This is a genomic window from Rhodococcus sp. NPDC080181 (assembly GCF_040702225.1).
In the GTDB taxonomy this organism is placed as follows: domain Bacteria; phylum Actinomycetota; class Actinomycetes; order Mycobacteriales; family Mycobacteriaceae; genus Rhodococcoides; species Rhodococcoides fascians.
Genome location: NZ_JBFBKN010000009.1, coordinates 139763 through 161331, shown reverse-complemented (window position 1 = coordinate 161331; position 21569 = coordinate 139763). Strand labels below are relative to the sequence as shown.

The 21569-nt window shown below is 65.9% G+C and carries 17 protein-coding genes; all 17 read left to right on the top strand.

The window, feature by feature from the left end:
• Positions 1 to 40: 40 nt before the first annotated feature.
• The 17 genes from AB0O58_RS13305 (at position 41) to ileS (ending at position 21564) form a co-directional block, all read left to right on the top strand.
• Complete coding sequence (locus tag AB0O58_RS13305; RefSeq protein WP_155289572.1) at positions 41 to 1846, top strand: penicillin-binding protein 2; 1806 nt, start codon at positions 41 to 43, stop codon at positions 1844 to 1846.
• A 157-nt stretch (positions 1847 to 2003) separates the two neighbouring features.
• Positions 2004 to 3605, top strand: coding sequence for a UDP-N-acetylmuramoyl-L-alanyl-D-glutamate--2,6-diaminopimelate ligase (locus AB0O58_RS13300; protein ID WP_027497348.1), 1602 nt, complete (start codon positions 2004 to 2006; stop codon positions 3603 to 3605).
• Positions 3602 to 5152 carry a UDP-N-acetylmuramoyl-tripeptide--D-alanyl-D-alanine ligase gene (gene murF / locus AB0O58_RS13295; protein WP_045841253.1) on the top strand — a complete coding sequence of 517 codons (1551 nt, stop codon included), beginning with the start codon at positions 3602 to 3604 and terminating at the stop codon, positions 5150 to 5152. The genes AB0O58_RS13300 and murF overlap by 4 nt, the downstream gene beginning before the upstream one ends.
• Positions 5149 to 6234 (top strand): phospho-N-acetylmuramoyl-pentapeptide-transferase, encoded by a 1086-nt coding sequence (gene mraY / locus AB0O58_RS13290; RefSeq protein ID WP_032374350.1) that lies wholly within the window; start codon positions 5149 to 5151, stop codon positions 6232 to 6234. Before murF ends, mraY begins: the two co-directional genes overlap by 4 nt.
• A 3-nt stretch (positions 6235 to 6237) precedes the next feature.
• Positions 6238 to 7698 (top strand): UDP-N-acetylmuramoyl-L-alanine--D-glutamate ligase, encoded by a 1461-nt coding sequence (murD, locus tag AB0O58_RS13285; RefSeq protein WP_032374349.1) that lies wholly within the window; start codon positions 6238 to 6240, stop codon positions 7696 to 7698.
• On the top strand, positions 7695 to 9275 hold the full coding sequence (gene ftsW / locus AB0O58_RS13280; RefSeq protein WP_027497345.1) for a putative lipid II flippase FtsW: 1581 nt from the start codon (positions 7695 to 7697) through the stop codon (positions 9273 to 9275). Before murD ends, ftsW begins: the two co-directional genes overlap by 4 nt.
• Entirely contained in the window at positions 9272 to 10414 is a 1143-nt protein-coding gene (gene murG / locus AB0O58_RS13275) for an undecaprenyldiphospho-muramoylpentapeptide beta-N-acetylglucosaminyltransferase (RefSeq protein ID WP_027497344.1), read from the top strand. The genes ftsW and murG overlap by 4 nt, the downstream gene beginning before the upstream one ends.
• Before the next feature lie 65 nt (positions 10415 to 10479).
• Complete coding sequence (gene murC, locus AB0O58_RS13270) at positions 10480 to 11982, top strand: UDP-N-acetylmuramate--L-alanine ligase (RefSeq protein ID WP_045841252.1); 1503 nt, start codon at positions 10480 to 10482, stop codon at positions 11980 to 11982.
• 122 nt (positions 11983 to 12104) lie between these two features.
• Positions 12105 to 12773 carry an FtsQ-type POTRA domain-containing protein gene (locus AB0O58_RS13265; protein WP_283348352.1) on the top strand — a complete coding sequence of 223 codons (669 nt, stop codon included), beginning with the start codon at positions 12105 to 12107 and terminating at the stop codon, positions 12771 to 12773.
• Positions 12774 to 12948: 175 nt separating this feature from the next.
• On the top strand, positions 12949 to 14223 hold the full coding sequence (gene ftsZ, locus AB0O58_RS13260) for a cell division protein FtsZ (RefSeq protein WP_032374348.1): 1275 nt from the start codon (positions 12949 to 12951) through the stop codon (positions 14221 to 14223).
• Positions 14220 to 14981, top strand: a complete 762-nt coding sequence (gene pgeF, locus AB0O58_RS13255) for a peptidoglycan editing factor PgeF (protein WP_283550170.1) — start codon at positions 14220 to 14222, stop codon at positions 14979 to 14981. Before ftsZ ends, pgeF begins: the two co-directional genes overlap by 4 nt.
• Positions 14978 to 15715, top strand: a complete 738-nt coding sequence (locus AB0O58_RS13250; RefSeq protein WP_283550171.1) for a YggS family pyridoxal phosphate-dependent enzyme — start codon at positions 14978 to 14980, stop codon at positions 15713 to 15715. The genes pgeF and AB0O58_RS13250 overlap by 4 nt, the downstream gene beginning before the upstream one ends.
• A gap of 81 nt (positions 15716 to 15796) precedes the next feature.
• The gene (locus tag AB0O58_RS13245) at positions 15797 to 16447 is read left to right on the top strand and encodes a cell division protein SepF (RefSeq protein ID WP_027497339.1); all 651 of its coding nucleotides are present in this window, start codon (positions 15797 to 15799) and stop codon (positions 16445 to 16447) included.
• 82 nt (positions 16448 to 16529) lie between these two features.
• Complete coding sequence (locus tag AB0O58_RS13240) at positions 16530 to 16817, top strand: YggT family protein (protein WP_027497338.1); 288 nt, start codon at positions 16530 to 16532, stop codon at positions 16815 to 16817.
• Between the two features lie 160 nt (positions 16818 to 16977).
• A complete protein-coding gene (locus AB0O58_RS13235) occupies positions 16978 to 17832 on the top strand; it encodes a DivIVA domain-containing protein (protein WP_027497337.1) in 855 nt (284 codons plus the stop codon).
• A gap of 77 nt (positions 17833 to 17909) precedes the next feature.
• Positions 17910 to 18086 carry a hypothetical protein gene (locus tag AB0O58_RS13230; protein WP_027497336.1) on the top strand — a complete coding sequence of 59 codons (177 nt, stop codon included), beginning with the start codon at positions 17910 to 17912 and terminating at the stop codon, positions 18084 to 18086.
• A gap of 340 nt (positions 18087 to 18426) precedes the next feature.
• Positions 18427 to 21564, top strand: coding sequence for an isoleucine--tRNA ligase (ileS, locus tag AB0O58_RS13225; protein ID WP_366238265.1), 3138 nt, complete (start codon positions 18427 to 18429; stop codon positions 21562 to 21564).
• The last annotated feature ends 5 nt before the right edge of the window (positions 21565 to 21569 follow it).

The window sequence follows — 21569 nt, the reverse complement described above, 5'->3', positions numbered from 1 at the left end:
TCCCCGGCCCGCAGATCGAGCGCGGCCGGGACGAAAGCGTTTGGACTCGTCCACATTTCGTTTTCGGCACGGTACGGGCCGCATCTTGATGTACGTGGCCTTGGCGGTCGTCGCGGCACAGTTGCTCTGGATACAAGGATTCGATGCGCCGACACTGTCGGCCGAGTCCGCCTCGCAGCGCACCACCACCCTCGTCGATCCGGCGATGCGCGGCTCGATCCTCGATCGCAACGGAAACCCGATCGCTTTCACCATGGAAGCGAAAGCGCTGACGTTCCAGCCGGTCCGGGTTCGTAGAGAACTCGACGAGGCACGCGCGAAGGATCCGACGAAGCCGGAAACCGACAAGTACCTCGACGACATCGCCGAGCGGATCCACAGCGATCTCGGTGACGTCGTCAGCAAGAAGGATCTGCTCGCGAAACTGAAGAGCAACGACGAATTCACCTATCTGGCACGGGGTGTGGACGCCACCGTGGCGTCGAACATCAGCAAGGAATTCAAGCAGGTCGGGCTCGAACGTCAGGACATCCGCGAGTACCCGGGTGGCTCGCTCGCCGCGAACATCGTCGGGGCCACCGGGTGGGACGGACACGGCCTGCTCGGGCTCGAGGATTCGCTCGACGCCACGCTCGCCGGTACCGACGGATCGCAGACCTACGATCGCGGCTCCGACGGGGCCGTCATTCCCGGCAGCTGGCGCGACAAGCAGCCCGCGGTCAACGGCTCGAACGTGGAACTGACCATCGACGCGGACCTGCAGTACTACGTACAGCAGCAAGTGCAGCTGGCGAAAGATCTGTCCGGGGCCAAGAATGCGTCTGCCTACGTTCAGGATTCGCACACCGGCGAAGTGCTGGCCATGTCGAACGACAACACGTTCAACCCCGGAATCGGCGTCGGAAACAACGAACGGACCAAGGAGATGGGCAATCTGCCCGTCACGACGCCGTTCGAGCCCGGTTCGGTCAACAAGATCATCACTGCTGCAGCCGCTATCGAGTACGGGCTCACCACACCCGACGAGGTGCTGCAGGTACCGGGCAACATCTTCATGTCCGGTGTCTCGGTCCGGGACGCCTGGGAACACGGAGTTGCGCCGTACACCTCCACCGGAGTGTTCGGTAAGTCCTCCAACGTGGGGACTCTGATGCTGGCTCAACGTGTCGGCGAGGATCGGTATGCCGACATGCTGAACAAGTTCGGCCTGGGCCAGCGCAGCGACGTCGGCCTCCCCAACGAGAGCGCAGGCAGCGTGCCCAGCCGCGATCAGTGGTCGGGCGGTACCTTCGCCAACCTGCCGATCGGGCAGGGTCTGTCGATGACGCTCCTGCAGATGACCGGGATGTACCAGGCGATCGCCAACGACGGTGTGCGCATCCCGCCTCGGATCGTCGCGGCAACGGTGGACGCCAACGGCGAACGATCCGAGACGCCGCGACCCGACGGGGTGTACGTGGTCAGTTCCGATACGGCGAAGACGGTCCGCAACATGTTCCGGTCGGTCACCCAGGACGACACTGGAAATCAGCGCGGTACCGGAGTCGCCGCGGGTGTCGAGGGCTACCAGATCAGTGGTAAGACCGGTACGGCCCAGCAGGTCGATCCCGAGTGCAAGTGCTACTCGAACTCGAAGTACTGGATCACGTTCGCGGGTATCGCTCCGGCCGACGATCCTCGCTACGTGATCGGGATCATGCTGGACGCGCCGTCCCGCAGTGCCGACGGCTCGGGAGGGCAATCGGCCGCACCGCTGTTCCACAACATCGCCAGCTGGCTGTTGCAGCGCGACAGTGTTCCGATGTCCGCAGACCCGGGCCCCAAGTTGGTTCTTCAGGCCGACTGAGGCTCGAATCTGTCGGTCCGGGAATCGGGGCGGCAGCATGCCGATCGCGGTCGCCGGTAATCTGACACATCGGCTCGAGGCGTGTTCGTCGATCAGCCACCGCAGCGTGTTCGAGCTGACGCAGTGTGCGGTGGCAGTACAGAGGAAGGGAGCAGGAGTGACTGTGTCATCGGATTCACAACCCGCTCCGGGGTCTCGGCCGGCGAATCCGCCGCACACCGACGTATCCGACGTGGCGTCCGCTGTCGGTGCAACGATCGAGTGGGGACACCTCGACGGAGTGCAGGTCACCGGAATCGATCTGCGAGCGCAGTCCGTTCGTCCCGGCGATCTCTTCGCCGCGCTACCCGGATCCGCTCGGCACGGAGCCGAGTTCACCGCCGACGCGATCGAGCGGGGTGCAGCGGCGGTCTTCACCGACCCATCCGGTGCCGACATCGTCCGCCGCGTCCTCGCCACCGCCGATCGCCAGGTTCCTGTCCTCGTGCACGACCGACCACGCCAGGTGCTCGGAACCGTGTCCGCCCTCGTGTACGGCAATCCGTCGTCGAAGATGACGGTCGTCGGAATCACCGGCACGTCGGGCAAGACGACGACCGCGTACCTCGTGGAGGCCGGCCTGACAACCGCAGGCCGCCGCTGCGGACTGATCGGCACGATCGAGACCCGCGTAGTGGGCCGGCACGTACCGAGCGCTCTCACCACCCCCGAGGCTCCGCAGTTGCACGCGCTCTTCGCCGTCATGGTCGAGGCCGGAGTCGACACCGTGGTGATGGAAGTGTCCTCCCATGCGTTGTCCCTCGGCCGAGTCGACGGCACCGACTTCGCGGTCGGCGCGTTCACCAACCTGTCCCAGGATCATCTCGACTTCCACGACTCGCTCGAGGACTACTTTCTGGCCAAGAGCCGGCTGTTCGGGGTCGATTCGCCGGTACGGGCAGACACAGCGGTCGTGTGCGTCGACGATGCCTGGGGCGTGCGGATGGCCGATATCGCCCGGTCGGCAGGATCCACGGTCGTCACGGTGTCCACCGGTGCCGACTCGCAGTGGACCGTCTCCGAGTGGGCCAAGCACGACGACGGAACGCAGTCGTTCACCGTTGCCGATCCGAACGGAACGTCGTTGCCGGTGTCGGTGCGTCTGCCGGGTCGCTACAACGTCGCCAACGCCGTGCTCGCGCTCGCGACCTGCGAAGCGGCAGGCGTGGATGCCGCGACGGCGGCGCCCGGAATCGCGACCGTCGACGTGCCCGGTCGAGTGCAACGAATCGATCGCGGCCAGGACTTCCTCGCGGTGGTCGACTACGCCCACAAGCCCGCTGCGGTCGAAGCGGTGCTGGCGACTCTGCGAGAGTCGTCCCGTGGACGTATCGCCGTCGTGTTGGGTGCCGGCGGGGATCGAGACACCGCCAAGCGCCCTCTGATGGGCGCGGCCGGAGCGCGCGGTGCCGATCTGCTCGTGGTGACCGACGACAATCCGCGCAGTGAGGATCCGGCAGCGATACGGCATGCCGTCGAAGACGGTGCACTGTCGGTGCCCGACGACGCTCGTGGCGAAGTACGAAATGTCGAAGGCCGCGCAGCGGCGATAGAACAAGCCGTGGCGTGGGCACGTGAGGGGGACGTTGTGTTGATCGCAGGTAAAGGACACGAGACGGGCCAGGAGGTGGCGGGGGTGAAGTATCCGTTCGACGACCGAGTGGTACTCGCATCGGCCATCGACGCACGACTGGTCACCACGAGCGCAGGCGCACGGTGATACCGCTCTCGATCGCTCGCATCGCCGAGATCGTCGGCGGCGAACTGCACGACGTGGCGGACCCGACGGTGCTGGTCGCCGGGCCGGTGGAGTTCGACTCACGCAAGGTCACACCCGGCAGTGTCTTTCTCGCCCTGCCCGGTGCCAAGGTGGACGGCCACGAGCACGCGGCCGACGCCGTGGCCGCAGGCGCTGCTGTCGTTCTCGCGGCGCGTCCGGTAGGCGTCCCGGCTGTCGTCGTTCGGCCGGCACCGCACTCGAGCCGTGCGATGGCACTCGAACACGACCCGGAGGGGGCCGGCGCTGCGGTGCTGACCGCGCTCGGTGCGTTGGCCCGGGAATCGGTGCTCGAACTGACCGCGCGCCACGACCTGACCGTGGTGGGCGTGACGGGGTCGTCGGGCAAGACGTCGACGAAGGATCTCATCTCGGCGGTGCTGCGTCCGCTCGGATCCGTGGTGGCCCCACCCGGATCGTTCAACAACGAACTCGGGCATCCATGGACTGCTCTGCGGGCCGACGCCGATACCGACTTCCTCGCCCTCGAGCTGTCCGCCCGGGGAATCGGCCACATCGCCGAGCTCGCCAGGCTTGCGCCGCCGCGGATCGGGGTGGTCCTCAACGTCGGAACCGCGCACCTCGGCGAGTTCGGTTCACGTGCCGCCATCGCGTTGGCCAAGGGCGAATTGGTCGAGGCACTGCCCGCTGCCGCGGACGGCGGCGTGGCGATCCTCAACATCGACGATCGGCTCGTCGCCGAGATGGCGACACGCACGAAGGCGGCCGTCGTCACGGTCGGACTCAACGCGGACGCCGACGTCCGGGCTGTCGACGTCGTGGTCGACACCGATGCGCGGGCGTCGTTCACGCTCATATGTGCGGCAGGCACGGCGCACATCACCCTGGCGGTGCACGGTGAACATCAGGTGGGCAACGCCCTGGCTGCCGCGGCCGTCGCGCTCGAGTGCGGGGCCGGCGTGGCCCAGGTTGCCGAAGCGCTCTCGACCGCGGTACCCACCTCGATCCGCCGGATGGACGTACGCACCCGCGCGGACGGGGTCACCGTCATCAACGACTCGTACAACGCGAATCCCGATTCGATGCGGGCCGCCCTCAAGGCGCTGGTGTCGATGTCGCGGCGTGATGACGGGCCGAAGCGGCGCAGTTGGGCGGTGCTGGGGGAGATGGGCGAGCTAGGCGGCGAATCGGTGGTGGAGCACGATGCGATCGGTCGGCTCGCCGTCCGCCTGGACGTCGATCGGTTGATCATCGTCGATTCGGGTCGGCCCACGCGTGCGCTGCATCAGGGCGCCGTCATGGAAGGGTCCTGGGGCGAGGAATCGATGCTCGTACCCGATCGCGAGACAGCCATCGCCGTGCTCGAGGACGAGGTTCGCGCCGGCGACATCGTTCTGGTCAAGGCCTCGCAGTCGGGCGCGATGTGGATTGTTGCTGAGGCCTTGTTGGCCGAACCGTCGGCCGACGCCCTGTTGGCCGAACCGTCGGCCGACGCCTTGTTGGCCGAACCGTCGGAGGGCGAGCAGTGAGACAGATCCTGTTCGCCGGAGGGATCGCACTTGCAGTCGCAATTCTGCTGACTCCCGTGCTCATCAAGACCTTCTCGAAACAGGGCTTCGGCCAGGAGATCCGGGTCGAGGGCCCGGCGAGCCATCAGTCCAAGCGCGGTACTCCCACCATGGGCGGCGTGGCGATCCTGGTCGGGATCTGGGCCGGCTACTGGGGCTCGCACCTGATCGGCATCGGATACGACGCCGAGGGGCCGTCGGCGTCGGCTCTACTCGTACTCGGCCTGACCACCGTGCTCGGCCTCGTCGGCTTTCTCGACGACTTCATCAAGATTCGTAAGCAGCGGAACCTCGGTCTGAACGCCACCGGCAAGTACGTCGGCCAGATCACCGCGGCGGTGCTGTTCGCCATCCTGGTCCTGCAATTTCGCAGCGACGACGGATTGACTCCGGGCAGCACTCAACTGTCGTATGTGCGCGACATCGCAACGTGGTCGATGTCGGCTGCTGTCTTCGTGTTTTTTGTCTGTCTGCTGGTGATCGCGTGGTCCAACTCGGTCAATCTCACCGACGGCCTCGACGGCCTGGCGGCCGGGTCCATGACATTGGTCCTCGGGGCGTACACCGTCATCACCTTCTGGCAGTACCGGCAGGCGTGTGCAGGACCGGCCGGTCCTGCGCCGGGTTGCTACGACGTACGCGACCCTCTCGACCTGGCCCTGGTGTGCGCATCGGCGGCCGGTGCCTGCATCGGTTTCCTGTGGTGGAACGCCGCGCCCGCCAAGATCTTCATGGGCGATACCGGATCCCTCGCTCTGGGCGGCCTGATCGCAGGACTGTCCGTGGTCACCAAGACCGAACTGATCATGGTGGTCATCGGCGCGTTGTTCGTCGCCGAAGCGGCGTCGGTCGTCATCCAGGTCGCAGTGTTCCGGTCGAGTCGGCGACGCGTGTTCCGAATGGCCCCGTTCCATCACCACTTCGAGTTGGCCGGTTGGGCCGAGACCACGGTCATCATCAGGTTCTGGTTGCTCGCCGCGATCGCCTCGGCCGTCGGCTTGGCACTGTTCTACAGCGAATACCTCGCGGCTGTGGGCGGCTAGGCGATGACCGAAGCCTCAACCGATCTGTCCTGGTTGCGCGGTAGTTCGGTGCTGGTCACCGGTGCGCGCATCTCCGGGCTGGCCGTCGTACGCCCACTGCTGGACCTCGGCGCACTCGTGACCGTCACCGACTCGAACCGAGCTGCGCTCGACGAGGCGTCGGCGCTCGGTGCTGCCATGGTGGTTCAGGACGATCTGCTCGCCGATCCGGACGCGATCGCGGCCTTTGCGCTCGTCGTCACCAGCCCCGGATTCCGGCCGGACTCCCCGGTGCTGGCTGCGGCCGCCGACCACGACGTCCCGGTGTGGGGCGACGTGGAGTTCTCCTGGCATCTCGACCGCGCCGAGGTGTACGGCCCGCGCGCTCGTTGGCTGGTGGTCACCGGTACGAACGGTAAGACGACCACCACCTCGATGCTCGCCTCGATCCTCGACACTGCCGGAATCGACTCCGTCGCCTGCGGAAACATCGGCCTCCCCATCGCCGACGCGTTGCGCGGTACCCCGCATCCCCGTGTCCTCGCGGTCGAGCTGTCGTCCTTCCAGCTGTTCTGGGCACCGTCGGTTCGTCCCGCGGCTGGGGTGGTGCTCAACATCGCCGAGGATCATCTGGACTGGCACGGGGGCATGGACGGTTACGTCGAGGCCAAGGCGCGCGCGTTGAGCGGCGACGTCGGGGTCGTCGGACTCGACGACGCGGTGGCGGCCGGTCTGCGGGCGGGGGCACCTGCTGAGACGGTCGTCGGTTTCCGGCTGGACGAACCCGCCGCGGGCGAGTTGGGAGTGCGGGCGGGAATGCTCGTCGACCGTGCGTTCGGGGACGATGTCGAGCTGCTCCGGGCCGACGAGGTGGAACCGAGTGGCCCGTCCGGTGTGCTCGACGCGTTGGCCGCGGCTGCGTTGGCGCGATCGATCGGTGTCGACGCCGAGGCCGTCCGAAACGGTTTGCGGACGTACCGGGTGGGACCGCATCGGGCCGCAGTGGTGCGTGAACTCGGTGGGGTGACGTTCGTCGACGATTCCAAGGCGACGAATCCGCATGCCGCGCGCTCGTCGATCCTCGCGCACGATCGGGTCGTGTGGATCGCGGGCGGGTTGTTGAAGGGTGCGGTGATCGACGATCTGGTCGTCGAGATCGCCGATCGGCTCGTGGCTGCGGTGGTGTTGGGCCGCGATGGGATGCAGATCGCAGAGGCTTTGGCGCGACACGCCCCCGATGTTCCGGTCGTCAGGCTCCCTTCGGGAGACGATGCTGGTGTGACTCATGAGGCTGAAGATGCAGATGCGGTGATGCGAGCGGCCGTCGACCACGCTGCGGGGTTCGCCGCCTCCGGCGATACCGTCCTGCTGGCCCCCGCGGCTGCGTCGTTGGACATGTTCGTCGATTACGGTCACCGCGGCCGAAGCTTCGCCGAGTCCGTCGAGCGCCTCGACATCGCCGCCCTCGGATCGCCGCGATCGTGACCACCGCAGCTCGACCGGCGCGTCCACCTCGTCGCACCACCACGCCGCGCACCCGAATCGGACTGTGGTTCGGTCGGCCGCTGGCGTCGTTCCACCTCATCGTCACGATCGCGGTGCTGCTCACCGTGCTCGGACTGGTGATGGTGCTGTCCGCGTCGTCGGCCGAATCGTTCGCAGCCGACGAGTCCGGCTACGCGCTGTTCACGCAACAGCTGATCGGTGTCGCACTGGGTGTGGTCGCGTTCTATGCGGCGCTTCGACTGCCGGTGCGATACCTGCGCAAATTGTCGTTCCCGCTCTTCCTGGTCTCGATCACGATGTTGATGCTGGTGTTGATCCCCGGTATCGGTGCCGAGCGTCAGGGCGCACGGCGTTGGTTCGACTTCGGTGTCGTCTCGTTCCAGCCGTCCGAGCTGGCGAAGGTCGCGTTGGTTCTGTGGGGAGCGCACCTGCTGGCCTCCCGCCGCAGCGAGCACGGCAACATCAAGTCGCTGCTGGTGCCGTTGCTGCCTGCGGGCCTGCTCATGTGTCTGCTCGTCGTGCTCCAGCCCAACCTCAGTACCGCGATCGCCCTGGGCATCATTCTCGTTGCACTGCTGTGGTTCGCCGGCCTCAACGCCCGGCTGTTCGGAGCAGTCCTGGTGACCGGCTTGGCACTGGCGACCGTGCTCGCGTTCACCGCCGGCTACCGCTCGAACCGCGTCAAGGCCTGGCTCAACCCGGGGGAGGACACCCAGGGTCTGTCGTATCAGTCCACCCAGGCCAAGTACTCCTTGGCCGACGGCGGACTGTTCGGTCGCGGATTGGGACAGAGTCGCGCTAAATGGAGCTACCTCCCCAACGCGCACAACGACTTCATCTTCGCGATCATCGGCGAGGAGCTCGGGATGATCGGCTGCCTCGCCGTCATCGGATTGTTCGGTCTCTTCGTCTACACCGGCCTACGCATCGCGATGCGGTCGGTCGATCCGTTCCTGCGTCTGTTGACTGCAGGCGCAACGTGCTGGGTGTTCGGTCAGGCCATGATCAACATCGGTTATGTGGTCGGGCTGCTGCCGGTGACCGGTCTGCAGCTGCCGCTGGTGTCCTACGGCGGTACGTCCACGGCCATCACGCTGTTGATGTTCGGGATCATCGCCAGTGCGGCCCGACACGAACCGGAAGCCATCGCTGCACTGCACGCCGGGCAAGAGGGTCGTATCGCCCGAGCTCTGAGATTGCCGCTGCCTGCTGTCTTCTCACCGAAGCGGGCCGCGATGGCACGCTCCAAATCGACTCGGCCCACGTTGGCGGCGCAGGATCGCACACGTCTCGAGTCCCGCAAGAACAAGGACGGCCGCGGGGCACGGTCACCCGAGCCCGGACGTACCCGGGTGTCGAGTTCACGGGTGGACACGGCCGGCCCCAACGGGTCGGCCAGGAACGCACCCCGTGGCCACGCCCGCCGTGCCGAGCCCCAACGCCGAGACACCGGCAGCGGGTACGCCGCCGGACCACGGTCGCCGTATCGGCCGCGTCCGGAACCGCAACCCGGTCGTCCGCCGGTCCGCTCGGGTGAGCGAGGATATCGACGGTGAAGCAGACATCGAGGCCGATATCCGTGGTGGTGGCCGGAGGCGGAACCGCCGGACACATCGAGCCCGCGCTCGCCGTGGCCGACGCCCTACGCGAGCTCGACCCCACCGTCACCGTCACCGCCCTCGGCAGCAGCCGGGGGCTCGAAACGACACTGGTACCCGCCCGCGGCTACGCGCTGGAACTGATACCGCCCGTGCCGCTGCCGCGCAAGCCCACTCTCGACCTGGTGAAGTTACCGGTTCGGGTCGCACGGTCGGTGCGTCGAACCCGGGAGATCTTCGCTGCGGTCGAGGCCGATGTGCTGGTCGGCTTCGGCGGCTACGTCGCGCTGCCTGCGTATCTCGCTGCCCGCGGTCGACTTCTCGGTCGCGGCGGCCGTATTCCGGTGATCATTCACGAGGCCAATGCCCGCGCCGGCATCGCGAACAAGGTCGGTGCACGCAGCGCCGAACGAGTCCTTGCCGCCGTCGCCGGATCTGGTATCTCTGCACCGGGGTCCGAGGATGCAGAAGTGATCGGAATTCCGGTGCGGCCCACCATCACCGGTCTCGATCGCGCAGCGATGCGGTCGCAGGCTCGCGCTCATTTCGGTCTGCCCGAACACGGGCCGGTGCTGCTGGTGTTCGGCGGTTCACAGGGCGCGCGTTCACTCAACGACGCAGTGTCCGGTGCCTCGGCCGCCCTTGCCGCCGCCGGCATCTCGGTTCTGCACGCACACGGTCCCAAGAACACACTGGACGTGGAGCAGAGCAATCCGGATGCTCCGTACGTCGCAGTGCCCTACATCGACCGGATGGACCTGGCCTACGCGGCGGCCGATCTCGCGATCTGCCGGTCCGGTGCCATGACGGTCGCCGAAGTCTCCGCGACCGGGCTTCCTGCCGTGTACGTGCCTCTACCGCACGGCAACGGTGAGCAGGAGCTCAATGCCCGTCCCGTCGTCGACGCCGGAGGTGGCATCCTGGTAGCCGACGCGACGCTGAGCGCGCAGTACGTGACCGACACGGTTGTCGCTTTGGTGGCCGACACCGAGCGCATCGCCGCGATGTCCCGTGCTGCGGCAGGAGCCGGTCACAAGGGTGCTGCGGCTGCCGTTGCGCAAATCGTGCTCGATACCGCGCACGCGGCGCGGCGCTGAACCGGGCGGCGGCGAGAATGCCACAGAACGAGGGAGACGTCCGCGTGACAACTGAGGGTGCGGCGATGTCGGAGTTGCCGGCAGAGCTCGAACGGGTGCACATGGTGGGAATCGGCGGTGCCGGGATGTCCGGGATCGCACGCATTCTGCTGGCGCGCGGTGGTCAGGTGTCCGGATCGGATGCCAAGGAATCACGCGGGGTGTTGGCGCTGCGAGCCCGCGGTGCGCTGGTACGAATCGGGCACGATGCAAGCGCGCTGGACATGATCGACGGCGGCCCCACCGTGGTCGTGACGACCCACGCGGCCATACCCAAGACCAACCCCGAACTCGTCGAGGCTCGCGATCGCGGGATTCCGGTGGTGTTGCGGCCGGCCGTCCTCGCGTCGTTGATGGAGGGATACCGCACCTTGCTGGTGTCGGGCACGCACGGCAAGACGTCGACCACATCGATGTTGGTCGTCGCACTGCAGCACTGTGGGTTCGACCCGTCGTTCGCCGTCGGCGGTGAGCTCAACGAGGCCGGAACCAACGCGCATCACGGCAGTGGCGACGTCTTCGTCGCCGAGGCGGACGAGAGTGACGGTTCGCTGTTGCAGTACTCCGCGAACGTGATCATCGTGACGAACATCGAGGCCGATCATCTCGATTTCTTCGGTACGACCGAGGCCTACGTGAAGGTGTTCGACGATTTCGCCGCGCTGCTGCACCCGGGCGGTGTGCTGGTTGCATGCATGGACGATCCGGGTTCGGCAGCTCTGGCCCGCCGCGTGGTCGAGAAGAATCTCCCCGGAGTGACGGTGCTCGGCTACGGGTCGTCCGACGTCGACGCCGGACCCGTCGAGATGGCCGTTCGCCTGTTGGCCTGGGAGCCCGAGGACATCGGCGGCGTCGCGCAGTTGCAGATCGCCGGTGAGGACTCTGCCCGCACGGTTCGGCTGGGAGTACCGGGACGGCACACCGCCCTCAACGCCCTGGCGGCGTTCGTGGCTGCCCGCCAGGTGGGCGCGGGGGTCGAGGAGTTGCTGGCCGGGCTGACCGGATTCGGGGGAGTGCACCGGCGGTTCCAGTTCACCGGACGCGAGCACGGAGTACGAGTGTTCGACGACTACGCCCATCACCCCACCGAGGTGCGGGCCGTGCTGACCGCTGCGCAGGCGTTGGTCGCGGGTCAAGCACTTCCGGGCGAGCGGGGGCGGGTCGTGGTGGTGTTCCAACCGCATCTGTACTCACGTACTGCGACGTTCGCCGAGGAATTCGGTACCGCACTGTCGTTGGCCGACGAGATCGTGGTGCTCGACGTCTACGGCGCTCGCGAGGAACCCCTGCCCGGTGTGACCGGGGCCTTGGTCGCAGCGTCGGTGACCAAACCGGTGAACTACCAACCGGATCTGTCGTTGGTCGCCAAGCAGGTGGCCAATCTCAGCCGTCCCGGCGACGTGGTGATCACGATGGGTGCGGGCGACGTGACCATGCTCGGCGGTCCCATTCTCGACGCCCTTCGTTCCAAAACCGATTTCGGTGCCACGACCGGCCGCGCGGTACCGAAGGATCGGCCGTCGACGTGACTCGTCGGTCCGATCGAGACCGCGCTTCCAGATCGGAACCCGTTGCCGGGCAGGGTGATTCGACGTCGTCGGTCACAGACAGGCAAGCTCGCGCGCAGGCCAGGGAAGAAGAGCGCGCTCGCGTGAAACGGTCACGCCGTCGCGCGGTGCTTGCCGTCGTGGCGGTTGTCGCAGTGATCGTCGGGTCGGCAGTACTGGTCTACTTCACGCCGCTGCTGTCGGTTCGGACGATCTCGGTCGTGGGAGGCTCGTCGGTGTCCGAACAGGAGATCCTCGACCGACTCGAGGTGCCGACCGGCCTGCCGCTGGTCCGTGTCGACGCCGCGGCCGCGGCCCAGCGTGTTGCGTCGATACCGGAGCTGGCATCGGTTCGGGTGCAACGGAAATACCCGTCCACCGTGCAGGTCACCGTCGAAGAACGTGTCCCGGTGGCGTTCGTCGATTCCCCCGACGGCGCTCACTTGCTCGATGCAACGGGCGTGGACTTCGCCGTCGCACCGCCTCCGCCCGGGGTGGTCCGACTGGTGACCGACAATCCTGTCTTCGGCGATCCGGTGACGAAAGATGCACTGACTGTGCTCGATTCGCTGCCGCCGCTGATCCGAGGTCAGGTCGGCGAAGTGCGCGCGAGCACGCTGTCCGACATCTCGATCCTCCTGTTGGACGGGCGGACCGTCGTGTGGGGGAACAAGGACAACTCCGAGCGCAAGGGGGCGGTGGCGATCGCGTTGCTGTCGCAACCGGGTCAGATTTTCGACGTGTCCAGTCCCGATCTTCCGACCACGAAATAGCAACGGGCCCGAAAGGCTCATATTTTCGGCGCGGCATCGGCGCGCCTAATGGCGATCGTGGCCGTCGGTGAATAGCGTTCCGATCAGTCGAGTACTTGACATAACTCTAAGCCTGTGGTTTAGGTTGAGGGTTTTCCACATTTTTCGAGCAACAATCCACGGAAGGCGAGAGCCCATGACGCCCCCGCACAACTACCTCGCCGTAATCAAGGTCGTCGGCATCGGCGGCGGCGGCGTGAACGCGGTCAACCGGATGATCGAACAGGGACTCAAGGGAGTCGAGTTCATCGCCGTCAACACCGACGCTCAGGCCTTGCTGATGAGTGACGCCGACGTCAAGCTCGACGTCGGCCGTGAGCTGACTCGCGGACTCGGTGCCGGGGCCGACCCCGAGGTGGGTCGCCGCGCAGCGGACGACCACAAGGACGAGATCGAAGAGGTCCTCAAGGGTGCCGACATGGTCTTCGTCACCGCAGGTGAGGGCGGCGGAACCGGCACCGGTGGCGCTCCCGTCGTCGCCAACATCGCGCGCAAGCTCGGCGCGCTGACCGTCGGCGTCGTGACGCGTCCGTTCTCCTTCGAGGGCAAGCGCCGTGGTGGCCAGGCCGACACCGGTATCCAGCAGCTGCGTGAATCCTGCGACACGCTCATCGTCATTCCCAACGATCGTCTGCTTCAGCTCGGCGACGCGGCCGTCAGCCTCATGGATGCGTTCCGCAGTGCCGACGAGGTCTTGCTCAACGGTGTGCAGGGCATCACCGATCTGATCACCACCCCCGGGCTGATCAACGTCGACTTCGCCGACGTCAAGGGCGTCATGTCCGGCGCAGGCAGTGCGCTGATGGGCATCGGTTCCTCCCGCGGTGAAGGCCGCGCGATCAAGGCCGCGGAATCCGCGATCAACTCGCCGCTGCTGGAAGCATCCATGGAAGGTGCCCGCGGAGTGCTGCTCTCCATCGCGGGTGGCTCGGATCTCGGCCTGTTCGAGATCAACGAGGCCGCCTCGCTGGTCCAGGAAGCTGCGCACATCGACGCCAACATCATCTTCGGAACCGTCATCGACGACTCTCTCGGCGACGAGGTTCGTGTCACCGTCATCGCCGCCGGGTTCGACGGAGGAACGCCCACGCGTCGTCCGGTCGAGGCAGCGGCATCCACCCGCGGCCCGATCGGATCGGCACGCTCGGGTGAGGTCTCCTCACGCTCCAACGACAGCACCGAAGGCGCTGTGTTCCGCGACCCGGTCGGCGCACCCAGCGGATCGAGCCTGCCCCCGCTGAACTCGTCCAGTTCGTCGAACCGCGAATCGTCCAGCCGCGAGTCCGCAGCCGGTCACGGCCGGGATTCCGGCGGTCAGGGCCGTGAGTCGGTCGGATCCGGACGCCGCGTTCCCGTCGCCGAGGACGACGGCGAAGACGAGGTCGACGTGCCGTCCTTCATGCGGCGGTGAGTGACTCCTTTCGGGTCAGGCGGGTGTCGACGACGCGAGCAGGCGGCGTGTCGGCCCCGCCGTTCGACACCTTCAATCTCGGTGACCACGTAGGCGACGACCCGGCTGCTGTCGAGGCCAACCGTCGGCGCCTCGGTGACCGGTTGGGTATGGGCATCGCACGTATGGTGTTCATGGAACAGGTCCACGGCCGCACCGTCACGGTGGTGGACGGGCCGGTGTCCGAGCCCGTTCCCATGACCGATGCGTTGGTGACGACGCAGCGCAATCTCGCGCTCGTGGTGTTGACCGCCGACTGTGTCCCGGTATTGCTGTCCGACGAAGAGGCGGGCGTGATCGCCGCGGTACACGCCGGCCGCGTCGGTGCCCGCATCGGCATCATTCCTCGGGTACTTGCGTCGATGGTCGAGCTGGGCGCGGTCCCGGAGAGGATCGGGGCCTTCCTCGGCCCGGCGGCCAGTGGGCGTCAGTACGAGGTACCCGCACACATGCGTGCCGACGTCGACAAGCACCTTCCCGGAAGCGCGACGACGACGGTTCGGAACACCCCCGGTCTCGATATCCCGGCCGGTGTGCGCGCGCAGCTGATCGCCGCAGGACTGCACGGAGTGGCTCAGGATCCCCGGTGCACCATCGAGGATCGCACCCTGTTCAGCCATCGCCGGGAAGGTTCGACCGGCCGTATCGCGAGCGTCGTGTGGATGGATTCCGCATCCGCAGACGAGGTTCCCGACTCCGGCCAGGAGAGGATGTCGTGAGCGAGTCCACCGACCGAGCTGCCGAGATCGCCGCCGCGTTGGCGTCGGTACGCGAACGACTGGCGCGAGCATGTGCGGACGCAGGTCGTGAAGACTCGACCGTGACTCTGCTGCCGGTGACGAAGTTCTTCCCCGCGTCCGACGTTCGGATCCTGTACGAGCTGGGCTGCCGTGAGTTCGGCGAGTCCAGAGAGCAGGATGCGTCGCCCAAAGTGGCCGAGACCGCCGAGGACTTCCGCGGTGATCCGCCGCGATGGCACATGATCGGGCATCTCCAGCGAAACAAGGCGAAGTCCATCGCTGCGTGGGCGCACTCCATTCACTCGGTGGACAGTGCTCGATTGGTCACCGCGCTGTCCAAGGCCACCGAGACAGCACTCGACGACGGCGCTCGGACGACGCCGCTCGACGTCCTCGTTCAGGTCAGTCTCGACGGCGATGTCCACCGCGGCGGCGTCGAACGCGGGGACCTGTACGAGTTGGCCGACGCGGTGTCGACCGCACCCGGCTTGCGTCTGGCCGGACTCATGGCCGTACCTCCGTTGGACGCCGATGCGGACGCTGCGTTCGGTGATCTCGAGGTGCTGCATCAGCGACTTCTGCGTGATCATCCCAATGCCCGCGAGTTGTCGGCCGGCATGACGGGGGACCTGGAAGCTGCTGTGCGACACGGATCGACGTGCGTGCGTGTCGGTACCGCAATACTCGGTGCGCGGCCGATAGCCTCCCAATAACAGTCCACGGATCACATCAGTCACAACAGACACTTGCGAACCTGGAGATGGACAGTAGACACGGCCACGGAAGGCAGAACGATGAGCACCCTGCACAAGTTCAAGGCGTACTTCGGCATGGTTCCGCTCGCGGACTACGAGGACGACTACCTCGACGATCCGGACACCCGCCGCAGTCCCCGTGGTGGCCGTGACGGTTACGACGACATCGACGATCGTGACTTCGTCAAGCCGTCGTTCGGTGGCTCGCGGCACGCGCAGGCCGACGACGACTACGACGATTACGAGGCCCCTCGCCCCGCTGCGACGCTCGCTCCGATCGGTGGACGCGCACGCGGCACAGCAGGACCGTCGACCCGAGGCGCTGCCACCCGTGGCGCGCTGGCGATGGACACCCGCATGGACGTGCGGGCCGAGACGCGACGCAGCCCGATCGTCGACGACGGTGGCCCACTCTCGAAGATCACCACCCTGCGCCCGAGGGACTACAGCGAGGCGCGCACCATCGGTGAGCGTTTCCGTGACGGCACTCCGGTCATCATGGATCTCGTCGAAATGAGCAACGCCGACGCCAAGCGACTCGTCGACTTCGCTGCCGGATTGGCCTTCGCGCTCCGTGGATCGTTCGACAAGGTGGCCACGAAGGTGTTCCTGCTTTCGCCGGCCGATGTCGATGTATCCCCGCAGGAGCGCAGGCGAATCGCGGAAACCGGCTTCTACAGCCAGCAGTGATCGTTTCTCCCCTTGGGGCGGCAAGTCGGAGCTGTGACCAGCGCACTTTGCTCAGCCCGGCGAAGTCAGGCAGAGTATAGCCGTGATCGTGTTCACGGTGATCAACATCGTATTGTTTCTTTTTTGGCTCCTTCTCATCGGTCGAATCATCGTCGAGTTCATCAGGACTTTCGCGAGAGATTGGCAACCGACCGGGCTGGTCGTCATCCTTCTGGAGGCGATCTTCACGGTCACCGACCCGCCCGTGAAGTTCCTGCGCAGGATAATTCCGCCGCTCAACCTCGGTGGTGTGCGACTGGACCTGTCGATCATGGTCTTGCTGTTCGTCGTGTTCATCCTGTGGAATGTGACCAGCAGCCTCGCGGCCTGAGGCCGAAGATGGAATGTTAGAACTCGGGACCCAGCGCAAGCTGCGTGTCCCGTGTGACAGAATGGACGCCAGTTACAGTTTGATTGTTCTGCACTCGCGCGGAATGGCATATAACTGAATGCTTGCTCTACCGCCCCAAGACGCGTGAAGGGATCCTTCCATGCCGCTGACTCCAGCTGATGTGCACAACGTTGCGTTCAGCAAGCCGCCCATCGGTAAGCGCGGTTACAACGAAGACGAGGTCGACGCATTTCTCGACCTCGTCGAGCAAGAGTTGTCCCGACTGATCGAAGAGAACGCCGACCTGCGCCAGCGCGTCGGTGAGCTCGACCAGGAGCTTGCGGACGCCAAGAACTCTGCGCGCCAGAGCCCACAGTCGGCTCCGGTCGCCGCACCGAAAGCCGAGCCGCAGCGGCCGGTCGATCCCCCCAAGCCGCCACCAGTGGTTCAGCAGCCCGCGCCGGTCGCTCCCGTGGCCGCAGCACCGCAGCAGAGCGGCGACTCCAACATGCAGGCCGCGAAGATTCTCGGTCTCGCGCAGGAGATGGCGGATCGCCTCACCGGCGATGCGAAGACCGAGTCCGAGCAGCTGCTCGGCAATGCGCGCACCAACGCCGAACGGCTGGTGTCGGATGCCCGCGCTCGCTCGGAGTCGATGATGTCCGAAGCACGGCAGAAGTCCGAGTCGCTGCTCACCGATGCACAGACTCGCTCCGAGACCCAGCTTCGCCAGGCCAAGGAGAAGGCCGACGCATTGCAGGCCGACGCCGAGCGCAAGCACACCGAGATCATGGCGACGATCAACCAGCAGCGGTCCGTGCTGGAAGGTCGCATCGAGCAGCTCAAGACGTTCGAGCGCGAATACCGGGTGCGCCTCAAGTCGTACCTCGAATCGCAGCTCGAAGAGCTCGAGAACCGTTCCTCGGCGCTGCCGGTGGACAACGGCCAGGACAACTTCAACCAGGACAACCAGACGTCCGGCTACAGCCAGTCGTACGCCAAGGGCAACAACTGACGCGATCGTTCTCCGACGCTGCCTCTCGGGGCAGCGTCGGGCTCGGTTGTAGCGTCGAGTGGTGAGCGAGGAATCCTGTGCTGATTCTGACTCTCGGCGCGGCGGCTGTCGGGTTCGGGTTCCTGGTGTTGGCCCTGATGACCGGATCGGTCGTCTGGGCCTGGGCCTGCATCGTGATCTGCATAGTCGGGGCGGTGCTGCTCCTGGTCGGGGCCCTGCTCGGGCGACGGCCACCGCCCGAGATCGACAGGTAGCATCTACGCGGTAGTGCATCAGGCAGCAGTACACCAGGCGGTAGTGCATCAGTTCGACGGTTGTCAGACGAAAGAACAATCAGGCATCGATCCGGCCATCACCGGGGAGCCTTCGGAAGAACGACAGTGACGATTCGGTCTGCAACGACCGAAATGGGCTGTTCAGTAGAACCGAACGGGTGAGCCCGTCACAGCTCGTGTGGAGAGGCTCGGTCCGACGGGTTCCATCGGTCCGAGCAAGCGGGGTGGTACCGCGGTACTCGGCGTCCCCATCGCCGAATGTCGTCCCCGTGCCAATCGATGTCGCGTCCTGTACGCGTCCGGCACGGAGGAGACAGATATGACAGATTCGAGCGCACGCCCCGAGAACGCGTCGTACCCGCTGGTGGATCTGGCCGAAGGTCGATCGGGAAGCGTTCCGTTTCCCGATCTCGAGCGCATCGTGCTGCACGAATGGGCCGAGGACGGCACGTTCCGCGCCAGCATCGACAACCGCGCCGATGCCGAGGAATTCGTTTTCTACGACGGACCCCCGTTCGCCAACGGCTTGCCGCACTACGGCCATCTGCTCACCGGGTACGTCAAGGATCTCGTGCCCCGGTTCCAGACCATGCGCGGCAAGAAGGTCGAGCGTCGTTTCGGGTGGGACTGCCACGGCCTTCCCGCCGAATTGGAAGCGGAGAAGCAACTCGGCATCAAGGACAAGTCCGAGATCGACGAGATGGGCCTGGCGAAGTTCAACGCCTACTGCAAGAAATCGGTGTTGCAGTACACCGACGAGTGGCGGGATTACGTCACTCGGCAGGCGCGGTGGGTCGACTTCGACAACGACTACAAGACCCTCGACGTCGAATTCATGGAGTCCGTCATGTGGGCGTTCAAGACGCTCCACGACAAGGGCCTGATCTACCAGGGCTACCGAGTGCTGCCGTACAGCTGGTACGAGCAGACGCCGCTGTCCAACCAGGAGACCCGGCTCGACGACGCCTACAAGATGCGTCAGGATCCCGCGGTCACCGTCACCATGCCCCTGACGGCACCGGGCACACCCCTGGACGGCGCGAACGCACTGATCTGGACCACCACTCCGTGGACTCTGCCGTCGAACCTCGCGATCGCGGTGCATCCGGAGGTGCACTACGTTCAGGTCCGCGGTGCCGACGGTGAGCGTTACGTGCTCGCCTCTGCCCGACTCGCGCACTATGCGAAGGAACTGGGGGAGGAGCCGGAGGTGCTCTCGGAGCACACCGGCGCGGAGTTGGTCGGCCTCGCCTACGCACCGCCCTACGACTTCTTCCTCGGCCACGAGAATGCGCATCGCGTTCTGGAGGCCGATTACGTCACCACCGACTCCGGCACCGGAATCGTTCATCTCGCACCGGCATTCGGTGAGGAGGACATGGACGTCGCCACCGCGAACGGGATCGAGGTCGTGCAACCGCTCGATGCGGGCGGCAAATTCACGTCGTTGGTGCCGCCCTACGAGGGCCTGATGGTGTTCGACGCCAATCCGGTGATCATCAAGGATCTCAAGGCCTCGGGCCGCTTGCTGCGGCACGAGACCATCGAGCACTCGTACCCGCACAGTTGGCGTAGTGGTCAGCCGCTGATCTACATGGCGGTTCCGTCGTGGTTCGTCGCGGTCACCAAGTTCCGCGATCGGATGGTCGAGCTCAACCAGGAGATCACCTGGGTGCCCGAGCACATCAAGGACGGTCAGTTCGGCAAGTGGCTCGAAGGTGCCCGCGACTGGAACATCAGCCGAAACCGGTACTGGGGCAGCCCGATCCCGGCCTGGACGTCCGACGACCCCGCCTACCCTCGTCTCGACGTGTACGGCAGCCTGGACGAACTAGAGCGTGACTTCGGAGTGCGTCCCACCGATCTGCATCGGCCGTACATCGACGACCTGACGCGTCCCAACCCGGACGACCCGACCGGCAAGTCGACCATGCGTCGCGTTCCCGAGGTGTTGGACTGCTGGTTCGAATCGGGCTCGATGCCGTATGCGCAGGTGCACTTCCCGTTCGAGAACGAGGAGTGGTTCCAGACGCACAACCCGGGCGACTTCATCGTCGAATACAACGGTCAGACGCGCGGCTGGTTCTACACCCTGCACGTGCTCGCGACTGCTTTGTTCGACCGGCCTGCCTTCAAAACCGTTGCTGCCCATGGCATCGTGCTCGGTGACGACGGTCTGAAGATGAGTAAGTCGAAGGGGAACTACCCGGACGTCAAGGAGGTCTTCGACCGCGACGGCTCGGATGCCATGCGGTGGTTCCTGATGTCGTCGCCGATCCTGCGCGGTGGCAACCTGATCGTCACCGAGCAGGGCATCCGCGAGGGAGTACGGCAGGCGCTGTTGCCGATCTGGAACGCGTGGAGCTTTCTGCAGCTCTACGCGTCGACGCCGGGGCAGTGGCGGACCGATTCTCCGCATGTGCTCGATCGATACGTGCTGGCCAAACTGTCCGCCACGCGGGATGCGATCACCGACGCGCTCGAAGGGAACGACATCGCCGGGGCGTGCGACGAACTGCGTACGTTCTGTGACGCACTGACCAATTGGTATGTGCGACGGTCACGTTCACGCTTCTGGGGCGAGGACGCCGACGCGATCGACACCCTGCACACGGTGCTCGAAGTGCTCACCCGCATCGCCGCTCCGTTGTTGCCGTTGATCAGTGAGGTGGTCTGGCGCGGGTTGACCGGTGGCCGATCGGTGCACCTGACGGATTGGCCGACGGCCGACGAGTTGCCGTCCGACCCGGAGCTGGTCGACAGCATGGACGAGGTTCGTACCGTGTGCTCCACGGTGCTCGGTCTGCGTAAGGCACAGAATCTGCGCGTGCGGCTGCCGCTGCCCGAGGTGACCGTCGCGGCCGCCGACGCCGAGCGGCTGCGTCCGTTCCTCGACATCATCGCCGACGAGGTCAACGTCAAGAAGGTGGATCTGACCGAAGACGTTGCCGTGCACGGCAAATTCGAGCTCGTCGTGAACGCACGCGCTGCCGGGCCGCGAATCGGCAAGGATGTCCAGAAGGTCATCAAGGCAGTCAAGGCCGGTGACTGGTCCGAGGACGAAGACGGTGTCGTGAGCGCCGCAGGCATCGCGTTGCTGCCCGAGGAGTACACCCGCAGACTCGTTGCCGCGGAGCCGGAATCGACGGCACCGCTGCCCGGGAACGCAGGACTCGTGGTGCTCGATTCGGCGGTCACCGAAGAGCTGGAGGCCGAGGGGTGGGCCAAGGACCGCATCCGTGAGCTGCAGGATGCGCGTCGTAGCCACGGACTCGATGTGTCCGACCGTATCGACATCGTCATCGAGGTACCCGAACATCGACGGGCGTGGCTGGACGCTCATCGGGATCTGATCGCGCGCGAGGTACTCGCGTTGTCGCTGGTCGACGGCTCGGTCGGCGACGACGGCAGCGATCTCGGTGAGGGAGTTCGGGCAGCGATCACGAAGTCGTCGTGACCGAG

What these genes read in the sequence shown, in the direction of transcription:
- ileS (WP_366238265.1), top strand. Translation starts at nt 18,427, where the DNA reads ATGACAGATTCGAGCGCACGCCCCGAGAACGCGTCGTACCCGCTGGTG.
- murD (WP_032374349.1), top strand. Translation starts at nt 6,238, where the DNA reads ATGACCGAAGCCTCAACCGATCTGTCCTGGTTGCGCGGTAGTTCGGTG.
- AB0O58_RS13245 (WP_027497339.1), top strand. Translation starts at nt 15,797, where the DNA reads ATGAGCACCCTGCACAAGTTCAAGGCGTACTTCGGCATGGTTCCGCTC.
- ftsZ (WP_032374348.1), top strand. Translation starts at nt 12,949, where the DNA reads ATGACGCCCCCGCACAACTACCTCGCCGTAATCAAGGTCGTCGGCATC.
- AB0O58_RS13235 (WP_027497337.1), top strand. Translation starts at nt 16,978, where the DNA reads ATGCCGCTGACTCCAGCTGATGTGCACAACGTTGCGTTCAGCAAGCCG.
- murC (WP_045841252.1), top strand. Translation starts at nt 10,480, where the DNA reads ATGTCGGAGTTGCCGGCAGAGCTCGAACGGGTGCACATGGTGGGAATC.